General features: G+C 53.0%; 14 protein-coding genes and 1 other RNA gene. 8 read left to right on the top strand and 7 right to left on the bottom strand.

The genetic code is table 11. The features are described from left to right. The first annotated feature begins 50 nt into the window (after nt 1-50). From tyrS to recA, 7 genes are all read left to right on the top strand, one after another. Nucleotides 51-1,286: a tyrosine--tRNA ligase gene (gene tyrS / locus VFA09_02885; GenBank protein ID HZU66200.1), complete on the top strand. Its 1,236-nt coding sequence runs from the start codon at nt 51-53 to the stop codon at nt 1,284-1,286. A 14-nt stretch (nt 1,287-1,300) separates the two neighbouring features. Further along, a complete protein-coding gene (gene mtnP, locus VFA09_02890; protein ID HZU66201.1) occupies nt 1,301-2,176 on the top strand; it encodes an S-methyl-5'-thioadenosine phosphorylase in 876 nt (291 codons plus the stop codon). 37 nt (nt 2,177-2,213) lie between these two features. Further along, an RNA gene (gene ffs / locus VFA09_02895) (signal recognition particle sRNA large type) lies at nt 2,214-2,404 on the top strand. Nucleotides 2,405-2,485: 81 nt separating this feature from the next. Further along, nucleotides 2,486-4,459 carry a DNA polymerase III subunit gamma/tau gene (dnaX, locus tag VFA09_02900; protein HZU66202.1) on the top strand — a complete coding sequence of 658 codons (1,974 nt, stop codon included), beginning with the start codon at nt 2,486-2,488 and terminating at the stop codon, nt 4,457-4,459. A 15-nt stretch (nt 4,460-4,474) separates the two neighbouring features. Further along, entirely contained in the window at nt 4,475-4,771 is a 297-nt protein-coding gene (locus VFA09_02905; GenBank protein HZU66203.1) for a YbaB/EbfC family nucleoid-associated protein, read from the top strand. Nucleotides 4,772-4,774: 3 nt separating this feature from the next. Further along, complete coding sequence (gene recR / locus VFA09_02910; GenBank protein HZU66204.1) at nt 4,775-5,374, top strand: recombination mediator RecR; 600 nt, start codon at nt 4,775-4,777, stop codon at nt 5,372-5,374. 462 nt (nt 5,375-5,836) lie between these two features. Beyond that, entirely contained in the window at nt 5,837-6,916 is a 1,080-nt protein-coding gene (gene recA / locus VFA09_02915; GenBank protein ID HZU66205.1) for a recombinase RecA, read from the top strand. A gap of 180 nt (nt 6,917-7,096) precedes the next feature. On the opposite strand, the gene VFA09_02920 is transcribed toward recA, so the two are convergent. The 3 genes from VFA09_02920 to VFA09_02930 form a co-directional block, all read right to left on the bottom strand. Then, the gene (locus VFA09_02920; protein ID HZU66206.1) at nt 7,097-7,786 is read right to left on the bottom strand and encodes an acetate uptake transporter; all 690 of its coding nucleotides are present in this window, start codon (nt 7,784-7,786) and stop codon (nt 7,097-7,099) included. 529 nt (nt 7,787-8,315) lie between these two features. After that, a complete protein-coding gene (locus tag VFA09_02925) occupies nt 8,316-9,776 on the bottom strand; it encodes a DUF4032 domain-containing protein (protein ID HZU66207.1) in 1,461 nt (486 codons plus the stop codon). 121 nt (nt 9,777-9,897) lie between these two features. Then, nucleotides 9,898-11,427: an ATP-binding protein gene (locus VFA09_02930; protein HZU66208.1), complete on the bottom strand. Its 1,530-nt coding sequence runs from the start codon at nt 11,425-11,427 to the stop codon at nt 9,898-9,900. Between the two features lie 208 nt (nt 11,428-11,635). Between VFA09_02930 and VFA09_02935 the strand changes: the two genes are divergently transcribed. Next, nucleotides 11,636-12,397 (top strand): glucose 1-dehydrogenase, encoded by a 762-nt coding sequence (locus VFA09_02935; GenBank protein HZU66209.1) that lies wholly within the window; start codon nt 11,636-11,638, stop codon nt 12,395-12,397. Between the two features lie 23 nt (nt 12,398-12,420). Here VFA09_02935 and VFA09_02940 read toward each other — a convergent pair whose 3' ends face one another. The 4 genes from VFA09_02940 to VFA09_02955 all read right to left on the bottom strand — a co-directional run bounded on the left by VFA09_02940 (nt 12,421) and on the right by VFA09_02955 (nt 15,408). After that, nucleotides 12,421-12,945 carry a DUF4870 domain-containing protein gene (locus VFA09_02940; protein ID HZU66210.1) on the bottom strand — a complete coding sequence of 175 codons (525 nt, stop codon included), beginning with the start codon at nt 12,943-12,945 and terminating at the stop codon, nt 12,421-12,423. A gap of 84 nt (nt 12,946-13,029) precedes the next feature. Next, entirely contained in the window at nt 13,030-14,175 is a 1,146-nt protein-coding gene (locus tag VFA09_02945) for a zinc ribbon domain-containing protein (GenBank protein HZU66211.1), read from the bottom strand. Nucleotides 14,176-14,306: 131 nt separating this feature from the next. Next, nucleotides 14,307-14,879 (bottom strand): redoxin domain-containing protein, encoded by a 573-nt coding sequence (locus VFA09_02950; protein HZU66212.1) that lies wholly within the window; start codon nt 14,877-14,879, stop codon nt 14,307-14,309. 100 nt (nt 14,880-14,979) lie between these two features. Further along, the gene (locus tag VFA09_02955; GenBank protein ID HZU66213.1) at nt 14,980-15,408 is read right to left on the bottom strand and encodes a hypothetical protein; all 429 of its coding nucleotides are present in this window, start codon (nt 15,406-15,408) and stop codon (nt 14,980-14,982) included. Nucleotides 15,409-15,630: the final 222 nt, after the last annotated feature.

The following is a 15,630-nucleotide window of genomic DNA, read 5'->3' on the forward strand; positions in this document are numbered from 1 at the left end:
CTGCTACAATGCTGTAAAACAAGCGAACGTATGCAGGGAAGGGAACCATCATGACAGTAGCACAACATTTCACACAGGAAGCGATAGAACACGTCCTCAAACGAGGCGTGGTACAGATCGAGAAGGAAGACGAGTTGCGCCGCCTGCTCTTAGAAGGCAACCACGGCCAGCCGCTGCGCGTAAAGCTGGGTGTGGACCCCAGTCACTATGATCTCACGATAGGTCATGCCGTCGTTTTCCGCAAACTGCGCCAGTTCCAGCAACTCGGCCATAAAGCCGTCGTTGTCATTGGCGACTGGACGGCTCGCCTGGGTGATCCGAGCGGGCGCGAGGATGCTCGCAAGCCACTCAGCGCTGAACAGGTCGCGGAGAATGCCCGCACCTACCTGGATCAATTCTTCAGAATAGTCGATCCCAATCTGACCGAGGTGCGCTGGCAGAGCGAATGGTACGATGCATTCGGTCTGGCTGATGCCCTCAAGCTGCTCGGTCATAAAACCGTGGCCCAGATGCTGGAACGCGACGATTTCTCCAAACGCTACAGAAGCGGCACCGAAATCTACCTCTCCGAGTTCGTCTATCCTCTCCTGCAAGGGTACGATTCGGTCGCTTTGCATTCCGATGTCGAGATCGGCGGCACCGACCAGACGTTCAATCTGCTGGTCGGGCGCGAGCTGCAGCCCATTTTTGGACAGCCCGCGCAGCAAATCCTGACCTTGCAGCTCATTGTGGGCCTTGATGGCTTCAAAAAGATGGGTAAATCGCTGAGCAACTACATTGCCATGACCGCTCCCGCCAACGATATGTTCGGCAAGCTGATGTCACTGCCGGATCATGCCATGATGAGCTACTTTGAGACGTTAACTGACGTGCCAGGGGCCGAACTGGACGAATTGAGCCGCGAGATGGCGGAGGGTTCGCTCAATCCGCGGGATGTCAAATTGCGCATGGCGCGAGAGATTGTCACCAACTTCCATGATGCAGCGGCTGCTCAGCAGGCCGAAGAAGCCTTTACGCGCCAGTTCTCTGAGCGCCAACTGCCGGCAGATATTCCTGACTACCCCTTGAGCCAGCCGGTTGATATTCTCACCTTCATCGTCGATGCAAAGCTGGCGAAGAGCAAGGGTGAGGCACGTCGTCTCATCCAGCAGGGAGGCGTCTCGTTTTTCCCGCAGGGCCCATCCGACGAGGCTCAGCGTATCGGCGAGATTGATTTTGTGGTGCCTGTGATTGATGGCGCTATTCTCAAGGTGGGAAAGTTGCAGTACGTCAGGATCAGAGCATAAGGAGGAGGCAATATATGCCACACGCAACTATAGGAGTCATCGGCGGCAGCGGACTCTATCGTATGGAGGGAATGACCGAGGTCGAAGAGGTCACAGTGGAAACGCCTTTTGGCAGTCCCAGCGATATGATAACCGTGGGCAAGGTTGAAGGAGTTTCGATGGCCTTTCTGCCCCGTCACGGGCGCGGCCATCGTATTTCGCCAACGGAAATACCCGTGCGTGCCAATATCTGGGCGCTCAAGAGCCTGGGCGTCGAGTGGGTCGTCTCCGTCAGCGCCGTCGGCAGCCTGCGCGAGCATATCGCTCCTCGCGACCTGATCATCCCCGATCAATTATTTGATCGTACAAAGAGCCGCGTCAACTCCTTTTTCGAGGGCGGCATTGTCGTGCATGTCACGTTTGCCGATCCATTTTGTTCCACACTCAGCAAACTCCTGATCGAGTCCGCGCAAGAACTGGGCGATGTGAAGGTTCACGTGGGCGGCACCTATGTCTGTATGGAAGGCCCGCTCTTCTCCACGCGCGCCGAATCGCATGTCTACCGCAGCTGGGGTATGGATATTATCGGCATGACTGCCCTGCCGGAGGCAAAGCTGGCACGTGAGGCCGAATTATGCTATGCCTGTATCGCCTGCGCCACCGATTACGATAGCTGGCACGAATCCGAGGAATCGGTCACCGTCGAAATGGTCGTCAGTAATCTGAGCGCCAATGTTGCCAACGCCCAGCGCATTCTTAGAAGTGTGGCCAGGAAGATTCCTGCCGACCGCAGCGCGAACACCTGCGAGTGTCCGAGCGCCCTTGCCACCGCCATTCTCACCGACCGGTCCAGGATTCCTGAGCAAGTTAAGCAGAAGTACGAGCTGCTCATCAGCAAGTACTTTTCTTGACATTTCCCTGCTAGAGTAGTACAATGACTGTGTTCCAGGGAGATGATATCAAACGGAACAGGCCGGTTTTCTTCCGGTCCTGCCGATCGGCGTAATCGGGTCCTACGCGGCAGATGTCTGTGAACCCCGCTAGGTCCGTGAGGAAGCAACGGTAAGTGGACCTCTCTGGGTGCCGTAGGGTAGCCTGATTGCGCTGATCGGCAGGACCGGGCGAAAATCGGTTTTCTCTATGTTTGCTTGTGCCTTCATCCGACCTGGATTGGGTTCGAGGCCCGTGTCTCGTGGGTTTGCAGGCGGAGTCCTAATATCATGACCTCACAATCGCTCTACCGCAAGTGGCGTTCACAAACATTCGATGAGCTTGTCGGCCAGGAAGAAATCGTAACGACGCTGAAAAATGCCCTCAAGAGTGGCAGCCTGGCCCATGCCTATCTCTTTACGGGGCCTAGAGGTACCGGTAAAACCAGTACCGCCCGCCTGCTTGCCAAAACTGTGAATTGTCTCAATCCGCGTGACGGTGAGCCGTGCAACGAATGCCAGCAGTGCCGCGAGATTACTGCCGGTAACTCATTCAATGTCATCGAGATCGACGCCGCTTCCAATCGTGGCATTGACAGTATCCGTGACCTGCGCGAAAAGGTCATGATGCCGCCCTCGACCGGCAAGTATAAGGTCTACGTCCTCGACGAAGCGCACATGCTGACGACCGAGGCGTTTAATGCCCTGCTCAAGACACTTGAGGAACCACCACCTTACGCCATTTTCATCCTGGCGACCACGGAAGTGCATAAGATGCTGCCAACTGTGATCTCGCGCTGCCAGCCATTCTACTTCAAGCGCATCACCACGCGCCAGATCGTCGAACACCTGCATTTCGTTGCTGAGCAAGAACATATCAAACTCGAACGCTCCGCAGCCGAACTTCTTGCCAGGGCCGCAGCCGGCGGTATGCGTGATGCCTTGAGCCTGCTGGATCAGGCCATTGCCTATGCAGGCGAGGAAATATCCCTGGCGCAAGTGCAGGCCATGCTGGGTGTTGCAGACACGCGGGCCATCTCTAAGCTCATCAATCATATCGCTCAACAGGATAGCCCGGCCGTTCTGCACCTGATCCACGAACTCGCGGAATCTGGCGCAGACCTGCACCAGATCAATGCTCAGGTGGTCGAATACTGGCGCGCGCTCATGCTGACCCATGCTGGAGCCAACACTGCTTCCATTCTTGACCTGACTGAAGACGAAATGAGCGAGATCAGGCCGCTTTCGCAGCTTTTCAGCCTCGAAGAGCTGACCGAGTGCGCGCGCATCTTCGCGCAAAATGATCTCATGCAAAAGAATCAGGGCACCCCGCAGCTTGGACTTGAACTGGCCTCGTTGGAGTGCATCGAGGTGCATCGCCGCGCGCAAGCGGGTCAACTGCACGTTGCTCCTGCTGCTTCGATCCCAACTCCAGCAGCACAGTATCGCCCCCCTGTTTCACATACAGCAACACAGCCGGAAGCGCCGGCTCGTTTGTCGCAAACCCCGCATGCCCGGAAACCCTCGACTCCACAGAAAAAAGAAGAGGATTTCGATGTATCGCCTGGCGGTAGCGCTCGCCCGCCTGTGACAGAGCAAAAAGAAGTGCAACCCGTATCTTTGTCATCTAATGGCTCGAAGCCGCCCCTGACCGTTGAGCAGGTGAGTGATGCATGGGAGAGGGTAAGGAAACGGACGAAGCAGAAGAGCAAAAGCGGGTTGATGGCAGCATATCTGGAACATTTTAAAGTTGTTGGTATAGAGGGGACGGCTCAGCAACCAATAGTTATCATTCAGGCGGCAAAGCAGGTGCATTATACATTCGTGAAGGAGAACGACCGTTATAAAGACCTGGAATGGGCGTTGACGATGGAGTTTGGTCTGCCCTGCCAGGTACGGCTTCTGCCACCTGGTCACACGTTCACCGCAGTTCCGGTTTATGAGCCTGATCCACCATCTGCCAATACAATGCTAACCTCTGCTCCACCGCAGTCCGCATATCGTGAACCGCCGGTTTCTTCACCACCTGCCCAGATTGAGCAGGCGGCGAACGGAATAGAAACGCCGGACGTGGGCCTTTCGGCGGTTGATACAGTTCATACAAATAATGGCGATGGGCCAGTTGCCAAAAACAGCGTTGTGAGAGAGAATACTAGTGTGTTCTCATCGAGAGAGAGCATTCAACAGCAGGCGGAGCGTGACCCTGTGGTGCAGGAAGTGATAAAAACTTTTTCGGCAAGAATCGTAGATGTGTTCCCAAAGTAAGGAGCGAGCTTTTCCATGAACATGCGTGAAATCCAGAAGATGCAGCAGAGGCTGATCAAAATGCAGGAGGAATTGGAGGCCTCCCAGTTTACAGGTACCGCCGGTGGCGGCGCTGTAACCATTACTATGAACGGAAAATTTGAAATCTCCGCCGTCAAAATTGACCCGGAAGCCTTTAGCGCAGATGATATCGCCGAGCTGGAAGTAATGGTGCTGGCCGCTGCCAAAGATGCCCACGACAAGGTGAACAATGCGCAGCAGAAACTGGCCAGCAGCGTAACCGGCGGCATGAAAATTCCAGGATTATTCTAAAACATGAGCAATCTCGCGCCGCCTGTAGCGGCACTGATCGAAGAGTTTTCCAAACTGCCCGGTGTTGGTGTCAAGACCGCGCAGCGCCTCACCTTTTTCATCTTACGTAGTCCTACCGACCAGGCGCGCCGCCTGGCCGAAGCCATTATGCGCGTCAAAGAGAGCATTATCTACTGCTCGCGCTGCTTTAATATTACCGAAACCGATCCCTGTATCACGTGCAGCAATCCCAACCGCGACCAGGAAATCATCTGTGTGGTGGAAGAGCCGCTCGATGTGCTTGCCTTAGAGAAAACTGGCGTCTATAAGGGACTGTATCATGTGCTTCACGGGGCGCTCTCGCCTGTCGAGGGCATCGGGCCGAAAGATTTGCGCATTGACGAACTGCTGCAACGCGTGCGTGGAGGCACGGTGCGCGAGGTAATTCTGGCGACCAACCCCAATTTCGAGGGAGAATATACTGCCAATTACTTGCAGAAAGAGTTGAAGCCTTTCAACGTGCGGGTTACAGGGCTTGCACGTGGCCTACCGATTGGCGGCGACCTGGAATATGCCGATGAAGGCACGCTGAGCCGCGCGCTGGAGGGCAGGCGTGACATGTAGGCGGGCAAGGGATTCTTCGCTGCGCTCAGAATGACATGTGCCAGGACATGTGCCAGGACATGCCAGGACATGTCATTCTGAGCGCAGCGAAGAATCCCTCACCGGCTCATGGGAATCACCGGGGAAAAAACTCTTGACATACTCGCGCCTCTATGGTACTCTTGTTCTACTTTAGAGGAGTGGGTATGGAGAGAGCAGCCCATTTCCGCTTTTTCGACCCTGTTAGAGAATATCTTAAAGGGAACGAAAAAAACGAGTCGTATCATACCAGCACACGGATTCGTTATTTTTGTCATCGCATAGGCGACAGGGGCGTTCCCCTCCCATAAAGGGAACCAGCAAGATTATAAAAGGAGGAATGCAGGGCGATAAAGCGGGATGGCAACGAACCTGTCTAGAACTGTGCCGTCATTTACACCCTGTAAAAAAACAGGCATGCCAATGAGTAAAAAGGAGAAATCCATGGCCGACCGAGGCAGTACTGTCGTTTCTACTGCCACTACCGAGCGAGAAAAGGCTATAGAGCAAGCCTTGAGTCAGATCGAACGCCGCTTTGGTAAGGGCGCCATCATGAAGCTAGGCGAAGTATCAAAGATTCACGTTGAGGTCATTCCTACCGGGTCTATCGCGCTCGACCTCGCCCTCGGCGTCGGTGGTATCCCACGCGGGCGCATTACAGAAATTTATGGGCCTGAGTCATCCGGTAAGACAACGCTTTGCCAGCATATTATCGCCAACGCCCAGCGCGCCGGTGGATATGCTGCCTTTGTCGACGCGGAACACGCGCTTGATCGCACCTATGCCGCCCGTTGTGGCGTCGATACCAATAACCTGTTGATCTCGCAGCCCGATACCGGTGAGCAAGCATTGGAAATCGTGGATGCTCTTGTGCGTAGCAACGCGATTGACGTGGTCGTTATCGACTCTGTCGCGGCGCTTACTCCTCGTGCCGAGATCGAGGGTGAGATGGGCGATTCTCACGTTGGTTTGCAGGCCAGGTTGATGAGTCAGGCCATGCGCAAGCTCACCTCGGCTATTAGCAGCTCCAATACGGCCGTCGTTTTCACGAACCAGCTGCGTGAGAAGGTCGGAGTGATGTTCGGCAATCCTGAGACCACTTCCGGCGGTAAAGCCCTGAAATTTTACGCTTCGGTACGCCTCGATATTCGCCGTACCGATACCATCAAGCAGGGCCAGGATGTGATGGGAAGCCGCACCCGCGTGCGCGTCGTCAAAAACAAAGTCGCGCCCCCATTCCGCGTGGCCGAATTCGACATCATGTACAGCGAAGGTATTTCTCGCGAGGGTGGGCTGATTGACCTCGGCCTGGAGATGGGCCTTGTGAAGAAGAGTGGCGCGTGGTTCAATGTCGGTGACATCCGTCTCGGCCAGGGGCGAGAAAACGCGAAGGAATTCCTGCGCCAGAACAGTGATGTTGCCTCCGCCCTCGAAGAGCAGATTCGCGGCAACATGAATTCGTTCAGAGTGGGTGAAGTCGACGGGGAGGAAGAAGAGGAAGAAGAGACTCTGGAAGAAGTGTAAGCGTTGGCTTTGTATCCCCTTACACTCTAACCGATCTAAACGAACAGAACAGACACTGCCTGGCTCCCAGAAAGGAAAGCCAGGCAGTGTCTGTTAGCAGGCAAGAAACAACCAATCTATCGAGGCCAATGCTTCACGAACAAGGGAGGTGAAAATTTCTTTGCCTCTTTCTTTCCCTCCTTACTCAATGGGTGCTACACGGCGATCGATTGGCAGTCTGAAGATCCCATAGGGAGCTCTGGCGGCGAGGATGCTGGTCAGGCCAGCAAGCCAGGCAACCACCGCGCAAGCAATCGCTACCCAACCTCCGGCGTGTACAACACCGTAGCTGTTCGAAGCCAATTGTCCGATTGTGAGCAGGAGGTAGGAGACGAAGAGCAGTGCGACCGATGCGATTAATGCGGCATTTGACCGCAGTGTTCCGATGAGTACTATCCCTGAGAAAATCGTCCAGCACAGGAAGAACAGGCCAAGCGCAAAATGCATATCGCCGGTGCTGTTGAGAGCTGCCAGGATGCCAAAGTTCGGAATAAAGATCAGACCAATGGCGCCAAGGAAGCCGCCATAGGAGGTGAAGAGGGTCGCCATGAGCATGGAATTCTTGCGATATTCCCACATTCCGGCGAGCACCAGGATGACGCCCAGGATGAAGAGTACGACTCCCACTGCCGGGCGCATGCCCGCATTTTCATAGGGAATGATAAAGCCGGTATAAAAACAACCGACAATCGCTGTTGCGAATGCGAGTACGTTCAGGCCAAGCGGCGCAGGACTGGCAACATTGGTGACAATGGTGTCAACACGTGTCGTTGTTTCCTGCGTTACGGGTGTTGTAGATGTTGCAGGTGTTGTGTTGTAATCTTTCATCATAATTCCTTCCTTTCTTCGAAAGGGCATCGTTATCCGATGTAAGGGAGATGAATGTTTGTCCTTGCCTGCTTGCTGGATACGATGCCTGAGAACTTTTCGCGCTCCCTTGTCCGTGATCGTCTCGCTGCTACACGGAGCGGCAACGTTGACGCCCCGCGCAGAGGAGGGAACACTCCTGGCAACAACAAAGGTTATTGCCAGCAGCATCACTCTGGCATCTCCGCACTACATCTCCTCCTGAGCAATGCCTGTATTTCATGTGTTCCTGCTATATAGTATGAATCAGGAGGGTTAGACGCGAGTAAAAGTATGATGAAAAAGCTATTAAAAGCAGATTAGACAAGATTAGAAAGTTCTACCAGAAATAGAGCTTGCCGGAATAGCAAGCCATGAAAAAGTGGGCCGGGACATGTCATTCTGAGTGAGGCGAAGAATCCGTAGCGCGCACTTGATCGATCTGGCTCACCTGAGATTCTTCGCTTCACTCAGAATGACATCCGAGACGGTCTTTTTCATGACAACGGATGGCTCATTCTTCTGGTGGCGGTGGCAGTATCTGATCTAACTGGTCTTGTAGGAGGGAAGGTGGCAGATTTACGAGCGGCTGTTCCTGCTCTGAGAGCAGGGGTTGCAGCTTCTCGCTTTCGATCAGGGGGGGTTCTAATGCTTTTGCCGCCGGTTCGCGCTCTCGCCACCAGGTCGCGAGAGCCGCGGGATCGACTGCCCCCAGTTTTCCAGCTCTCGCGGCCTGCTCCATGGCCCAGTCTACGACCGCTTCATCGAGCGGAATCTCATACCCTGCTTTTTCGCTGAGTTTCCACTTGTGATCCATGATGGAGAAGTAGGCTTTCAAGGGGTCCTGTTCGCTTGTCAGGTGGTTGCGCAGCAGTAGAATGGCCGGCAGATGATAGCGCGTATACCAGTCTTGCGCTGCCTCTTCCAGGTTCACATCGCGCCCCTCCTGCTCGCTCATAATCCTTTGATGGCCAAGGATCATATTGTAAAAACGACGGGCATAGATGCGAGGAACAGAAATGTGCAGCAATTCATGAATGCGACGCTGGTACCAGCCGGGTAAGACAGTAGTAAGTCCATACAATGCCTTTCCGGTCGTACCCAGCACTGAATAGCCCCAGCGATTCAGACCTTCTAACAACAGCTGTATTTGATAAAGCGTGGTGGTAGAGGGAGAAGCCGCTAATTGCGCGTGCTCGCGACGGAGCCAGCGATAGCGCCGGCGAAAATAGAGAAAATCCTTCTCTCCCACCAGTTCTTCTTCCTCCGGCAATCCGCGCGCGATGCGTAAATCTTCTGCCTGCCAGGTCAGCGACTCGCCGAATAGTTCCAGGTCCTGCTCGCGCAACCCCTCGCTGATGGGGCCAGGAAAGAGTTCTGCCGTCTCAGCATCGGCCATGATTGCCAGCACGCTGCGCCCATCGATACGCATCAGCACATTTGCCAGCGAAGGATCGCCCCAGTACACGCCATGTTCGTGAAGTTCGACCATCAACAAAGCTACCGCTCCTAAAAGATGTCGTTTTGTGCGCTTCGAAAAGGGCAGGCGAAAGAGCAGGGAGTTTGGTATGACACGTGGAGCCAGCCGCGTTACAGTGTATCCTCGATCCCCGCTTGTATACAACGGAACTCCTCCCGGCCCTTGCGCATCCAATAAGATACGTTGGCCGGTAATAGTGACACTGCCAACCGCGGTCAGCACGGGAATGCCGCGCGATTCGATCTCGCGCAGGTTGCGTATCTCGCGCTCGGCCATATGAGGAGTCGTCTCTTTGATGGCGTAGCGAACTTCATCGCGCTCGACGAAAATCACCGGGTGGCGCGATTCCCCTCGCCGGATGGAAAGCGGGGTAACGCCATGTTCCGGCCATTCAGCTAGAGGAAACTGCCAGGGCAAACCTTCAAGTCGTTGTTTATCCCTGGCCTCCATATGGAAGTGCGGCGCATGTTGGGTACGAAATTGATCAGCTTTCACGGTTGAACTTTGTTTACCTCTGTGATATAAAAGGGCTATCCAATTGCCTGAATCATATGACAAATTGCGAAGGGGCGCAATTTTGTCGTAGCGGCTTGAACAGGCAGGACTGCCTGGCTCCCTATGGGTGTCCTGCGGGAAGTGTAAACGAGAAGCGACTGCCCTCTCCTTCCTTTCCCGAACTCTCTACCCAGATGCGGCCATCCATTTTCGCTAGCAGTTCTTTACATATATAGAGGCCCAGGCCTGTTCCCCGGACAGTGCTGCTCAGATCGCGTTTGAGACGGATGAATTTCTGGAATAAGAATTGCTGTTCAGCTGGGGGAATGCCGGGACCGGCATCCTGCACACTGATACAAACCTGGGGGGTGGTGCCTGCTTCCTGGGCAATGGGAGTTGCGCTGATGAGTAGTGGTGTCTGTTCAGGCGCGTATTTAAAGACGTTCGAGATCAAATTCCGCAACACCTGGCACAAATATTGCTTGTCGGCATAGACAAACAAATCCTCCGGAATGTCTAGCCGGCAGTGGTATTCTTGCCACTTGCGAGGGTCAAACTGCTCGATCACTTCACGCACGAGGGAGGCGACGGCGAGTTGTTCGCTTTTAATAGGCTTCGCATCCTGTTTGATTTTCAAGACGTTAATCACCGTATTGACGAGGTCCGCGAGAACCTGGCAGTTTTCGAGGGCCTGGTTCAAGAACTGAGCTTTTGAGGAAGCATCTAGACGCTCGCCATGATCCTGGAGCAATTCTAAATAGCCGCTCACGGCCGCGAGAGGTGTGCGTAGTTCGTGGCTGACATGCATAATGAACTCGTCCTTGTGCTGCTCAAGCTCTTTGAATTGCGTGATATCTTCCAATACGCTGATCACGAGGGGTGGCACCTGTTCACCGGCTAAGACAGCCGTCGATTTGATCGATACCCAGCGTACTTGACGCGTGCGCCGTAACACTAAGCGCGCGTTAATTTGAGAAGACGTTTCCTTTTCGATAACCCTGCCGGCTGGAAGTTGAGACAGGGGCAAGCGATGTCCCTCCTCATCCGTAATCTCAAATTGTTCCCAGTATGCTGGTGAAGGCATTTGAAGGATGTCTTCCGCTGAAGTATAGCCAGCGAGCATTGCTGCCTTATGATTGGCATAGATAATAGTACCCGTTGTATCCTGTACAAGAATGCCATCGGCAATATTATGGAGAATCGTCTCCAGCTGGTGCCTGGCCTGCCGTACCTCTGCTTCCAGGCGTTTGTGTTCCGTAATATCGGTGAGGAATATGCCAATTTCACCGGGTGAGGGAAAGATATGGATATGGAACCATTTCGCGTAGCGCGGAGACTCGACTTCAAATTGGACAACGTTACCGTTGGCAATTGCTTGCAGGCAGTGATGATGGAGAGGAGAACCAACCATTTCCGGGAAGACTTCCCAGATACTTTTGCCGATCACTACTTCTCTCGTTTTTCCCAGCACCTGTATCGCCTGCTGGCTCAGATAGACGATTTGCCACTGTTTATTCAGAGCAAGAAATGCCTGTGTGATATGCTCAACATTGGAGGTTTGAAGTATGTATGTTTGCATGAATGGCTGTTGGGAGCTTGAAAACTCCACGTTTCCCCCAGCCTCTTCCACGTGCGGTAAGTTTTTATTCATTGCATCGACCCTTCGAGCCACAGGCACTGCAAATCTCCATCCGACTGTACGTTTTCCCGCATAGCTGTGTTTAGTATACCATAATGTGGAAGATACTCGAGCATGATTGTTGAGTATGGGTTAGACTGATCAGGGCGGCGTATCAAGCCAGCCTGAACTGTGATATAAGATAGGATATCGACGAAATAACATATTTGAGGAGGCATCCATGGGTACTGTTAGCTTCGATTTCAAGGGTGAAGTAGTCATCGTCACGGGAGGCTCGCGCGGCCTGGGTTTAGAGATTGCGCAGGCGTTTGGTTATGCCGGGGCCACGGTCGTCATCACCGCGCGCCGCGAACAATGGCTTACTGAGGCCGAACGAACATTGAAGGACGCGGCTATCTCCGTCCAGGCTATGATCTGTGATGTAGCCAATCCCGCTTCTGTCACGCAACTCGTGCAGCAGGCGCTGGAAAAATGCGGCAAGATCGATGTGCTGGTCAATAACGCCGGCCTGACCTGGGGCGCTCCCGCCGAATCGATGCCCCTGGAACGCTGGCAACAGGTGATCGATGCCAACATCACCGGTACATTCCTCATGTCGCAGGCGGTAGGGCGGCATATGCTGGAACGTGGTAAAGGAAGTATTATCAATGTTGCCTCTATCGCGGGTCTCGGTGGGGGACAACTGAACACTGTTGGCTACAATGCCAGTAAAGCCGCGGTGATTAATCTGACGCGAGCGCTGGCGGTTGAATGGTCGGGTCGCGGTGTCCGCGTGAATGCTATCGCGCCTGGTATGTTCCGCACGCGCATGACCGAGGCGATTATCGAGCGTGGCGAGGCAATTTATAATGCGACGACACCGATGCATCGCATTGGCCGGCCTGGAGAGGTTGCGCCCTCTGTGCTTTTCCTGGCCTCAGAGGGCGCTAGCTACATCACCGGTCAGGTCATCCCTATAGATGGGGGACGATCAGCTCAGTAGCACATTGAACTCTTGTATTGTCTTTATGCCTTAGGATTTGCATACCTCTCCGCGTAATTACCAAGGACAGGCAACTTGAAGTACTTGCCCTGGAAGGCATTGATCACTAAGAAAATCCAGACGATGAGCGTCCCTATCGCAACTATAAATCCTACGACGCTGAGAAGCAACCCTAAAAAGGGAATAGAAGCGATGGCTAAGGCGAAGCTGACGATATTGAGCAGGATGTAGAACGCGGTTAGCGCTGCTGAGAAAAGGATGGACTGCATAGCGTGAAAGCGTACAAAGCGGTTCTGCTTCTCCATTAAGAAGAAGATCAGCCCGGTGATCCATCCGACAATGTAACTCAAACCGGCAGCGATATTGGCCTCCATCCCCATCGAAGTTGGGCCATTTACGTTAGGACGTAGGCCAGGAGCAGGCGTGCTATATGGTTGTTGATACCCGTTTGATTGAGGAGTAGAGGGGTCAGTTAACAGTGGTGGAGCAGAGCTACCATACTGACCCGGTTGATTAGGATTTTGCCCCTGGTTAGGATTCCAACTCATGAGAATGTTCTTCTTTCTTTTGAAACTGTATGTTACTTTAAAAAATTTCGCAATTACTCTATCTTCGCCTTTTCCCCGGTACTATTACTGGAGTACGAAGTCTATGGTAGCGTTGTGATTCTGACCAGATCTATCCAGCAGGAGGAAGGTGTACGAAGTCACATCCTGTGGCACGAGGAAGACAAAGTCTCCTGTTGTTCCCGTCGAACCACCCGCAACATGTAGATTATCATCAAGTGATCCACCTAACACTGAGCTGATAAGATCACCTGTTTTGATACGGACAAAATCAGGTCCGTATCCATTAAAGTCACCTGTTGTAGAATTATCTACCTTCATGCTCAGTGTGATATAGCGCATCCCTTTCGTCGCTTGAGTAGCAAGGGCGCTCCAACTCACTGTAGCAGTACTAATCGTCCAGGTTAAGCCTGAATACTGCGTCTGGTTCTTGGCAAGAGTAAATGACTTCGGTTGGTACGCGCTGGTATCGGCATTTGCCGTCAACGGGATTACCATTTGTGCATCCGTGTCCTTGCCCAACTGGAGCTTGATTTGACTCACGTCGCTCCCTATGGGTACAGGGAAGTCAATCCAATCCGTCTGTGATACACCGGCAGCGAGGCCATTTTGTCTCTCAATAGAAACAGGCGCGACACTGCTTGTTCCCGGCAGGAGCAAGCGCCAACCGTCTGAATAAAAACCAAAGCCTACTGCGCTCGTCCCTGGATTATGCTCCTTGAAATCAAGGCGCACTACGCCAGGTATGGAGCCGTTAGCATCAGGGACGATGTTTGGATCATCTAGACGGTTCGCGGACTGCTGTACATCAATAATGGTGAGATCAATACCTGCATAGGTCGTAGTCGCGTTTATGGGCGACGTTTTTATGGGCGCTTGTGTGGGTGTGGCACCAGGATTCGCATTCCCGCTGGTGCTACCACTACCAGTGCTATGTCCTCCAGTAGTACTATTTGCAGTGCTGGAGACCCGACCTGCTATATATCTAACGCCAAAGTAACCGGCAGTGCCAAGAAGGAGAACAGCGAGAAGAATGGCGACACCAACACCACACCCAATTTTCCCCAGCAGTTTGCCGGAATCGTTTTTCTGCGGTTGTGCATAGATGGGAGGTGGTTGAGCGCCCGGTGTCCCACAATTTGGGCAGAAACGCATGTTTTCAGGAACGGATGTCCCGCAGTTTGAGCAGGAACGGGTGGAGATTTGTCTCATGGTCTTTTTTCCTTTCGATAATGGCAACAAGATGGTTTAGCTGGAGCCAATCACGATGCCTTCTTACCATAGCTATTTGAACTACAAGTATCTGGTTCGCTCTTGAAATGTAAGCTGTTGTTGACGCACTTTCAAAGAGGTTCATCTGTTGTGCGGTTTTGTTCTTTTCTCTGGTTCATCACAGCTTGATAAACCACCTCCATTGCCGCCCCATAGTCAGGCTCGCACATCTGATCGGCCACGTATTCGCTGTAGACGATGCGATTGTCGCAACCAATCACAAAGACGGATCGCTGGAGTAGATGCCATTCCTTTAGCCACACTCCGTAGTCCTGTCCGAACTGCTCACTTCGATGTGTGGAAAGCGCCTGGTGCAGGATCCCTTCGGTTGACTGCCAGTGAGCCTGATCGTCGGGAGAGTCTACACTGATGGTATAGACGCAGGCACTCGCTGGCAGATCAGCTTGGAGCCTCTCCCAGTGGTGCGTCACCCGGTGACAGACTGGTCTGGCGAGTGAGTTCACGACATTGAACAGGCGTATGTTCCCCACAACATCTGCCAGTCGCACACTCTGCACTGTCATATCCGCGAGATCAAGGTAATCCAGAGAGAAGTTGGGGGCTGTTTCACCTGGCAGCAGTTTCTTGCCGACCACTGTGAGAAGCTCATGGAGCGCAAAGGCTTCGCCGATCCGTTCTAGCATGGTTCATGCCCCTCTTTCTCTCTGATATGCTCACATAAGCATCCGCTTGTAGCCTGGCGTGCAGGAGCGGATAGCGCCTCTGTAAAACTGATAGAAGACGTTACCGTACTTTCCCACCAGAGGGAGTTTGTTCGCGAGCTCTTTGCTCCATAAGCAGCATGCCATAGTAAAACCACCATTCCTCTAATCCGGGGAAGGATTCCGGGCTACCATCTTCTTGTCGAGTGGCATCAAATGCTGCTCGATGCTTACTGGTATCAGAAGTTTTTTCGAATCTCTCCCTCAACTGTTCTCTCTTCAGTGCAGCAAGCGGAGTAAGCATGCGGCGGATTTCTTGGCGCGCACTCGCATCTTCAAGTACGTCTGTCAAGGCGAGGATGGCATCGATAGCTGACACCTCAACCACATCTTTCATAGGATGATTAGGAATACGAGGCGGTATGCGTAAATGTGTTGCGCTCCACTGTATCCATAATTCCGTAGCGTAATAGTCAAACGCCGAAGTTGCTTCCAAACTTTCATCAAACATAATTTCTACACTTCTTTCTGAATTGTGACGATCAAATCGCCATACACTTTAAATCTAGACCACGATGGTCTGCTTATAATGTACATTGATAAATGCTAAAGGGCATCCCTAGAACTGGGTATTTCTCAAGCCAGATTGGAAGTAATACATGCTAGCAGGACGTACCTAAAACTGGGTAGAGCGTTCGCTCAAACGGGAGATATCGTTGGTTCGAAGAGATAC

This window comes from Ktedonobacteraceae bacterium (assembly GCA_035653615.1).
Lineage (GTDB): Bacteria > Chloroflexota > Ktedonobacteria > Ktedonobacterales > Ktedonobacteraceae > DASRBN01.

Excerpts from the sequence above, each read along its gene's own strand:
- tyrS (HZU66200.1), top strand. The coding sequence starts at position 51 with ATGACAGTAGCACAACATTTCACACAGGAAGCGATAGAACACGTCCTC.
- VFA09_02930 (HZU66208.1), bottom strand. The coding sequence starts at position 11,427 with ATGAATAAAAACTTACCGCACGTGGAAGAGGCTGGGGGAAACGTGGAG.
- recR (HZU66204.1), top strand. The coding sequence starts at position 4,775 with ATGAGCAATCTCGCGCCGCCTGTAGCGGCACTGATCGAAGAGTTTTCC.
- recA (HZU66205.1), top strand. The coding sequence starts at position 5,837 with ATGGCCGACCGAGGCAGTACTGTCGTTTCTACTGCCACTACCGAGCGA.
- dnaX (HZU66202.1), top strand. The coding sequence starts at position 2,486 with ATGACCTCACAATCGCTCTACCGCAAGTGGCGTTCACAAACATTCGAT.
- mtnP (HZU66201.1), top strand. The coding sequence starts at position 1,301 with ATGCCACACGCAACTATAGGAGTCATCGGCGGCAGCGGACTCTATCGT.
- VFA09_02905 (HZU66203.1), top strand. The coding sequence starts at position 4,475 with ATGAACATGCGTGAAATCCAGAAGATGCAGCAGAGGCTGATCAAAATG.
- VFA09_02920 (HZU66206.1), bottom strand. The coding sequence starts at position 7,786 with ATGATGAAAGATTACAACACAACACCTGCAACATCTACAACACCCGTA.
- VFA09_02955 (HZU66213.1), bottom strand. The coding sequence starts at position 15,408 with ATGTTTGATGAAAGTTTGGAAGCAACTTCGGCGTTTGACTATTACGCT.
- VFA09_02940 (HZU66210.1), bottom strand. The coding sequence starts at position 12,945 with ATGAGTTGGAATCCTAACCAGGGGCAAAATCCTAATCAACCGGGTCAG.
- VFA09_02950 (HZU66212.1), bottom strand. The coding sequence starts at position 14,879 with ATGCTAGAACGGATCGGCGAAGCCTTTGCGCTCCATGAGCTTCTCACA.
- VFA09_02945 (HZU66211.1), bottom strand. The coding sequence starts at position 14,175 with ATGAGACAAATCTCCACCCGTTCCTGCTCAAACTGCGGGACATCCGTT.
- VFA09_02935 (HZU66209.1), top strand. The coding sequence starts at position 11,636 with ATGGGTACTGTTAGCTTCGATTTCAAGGGTGAAGTAGTCATCGTCACG.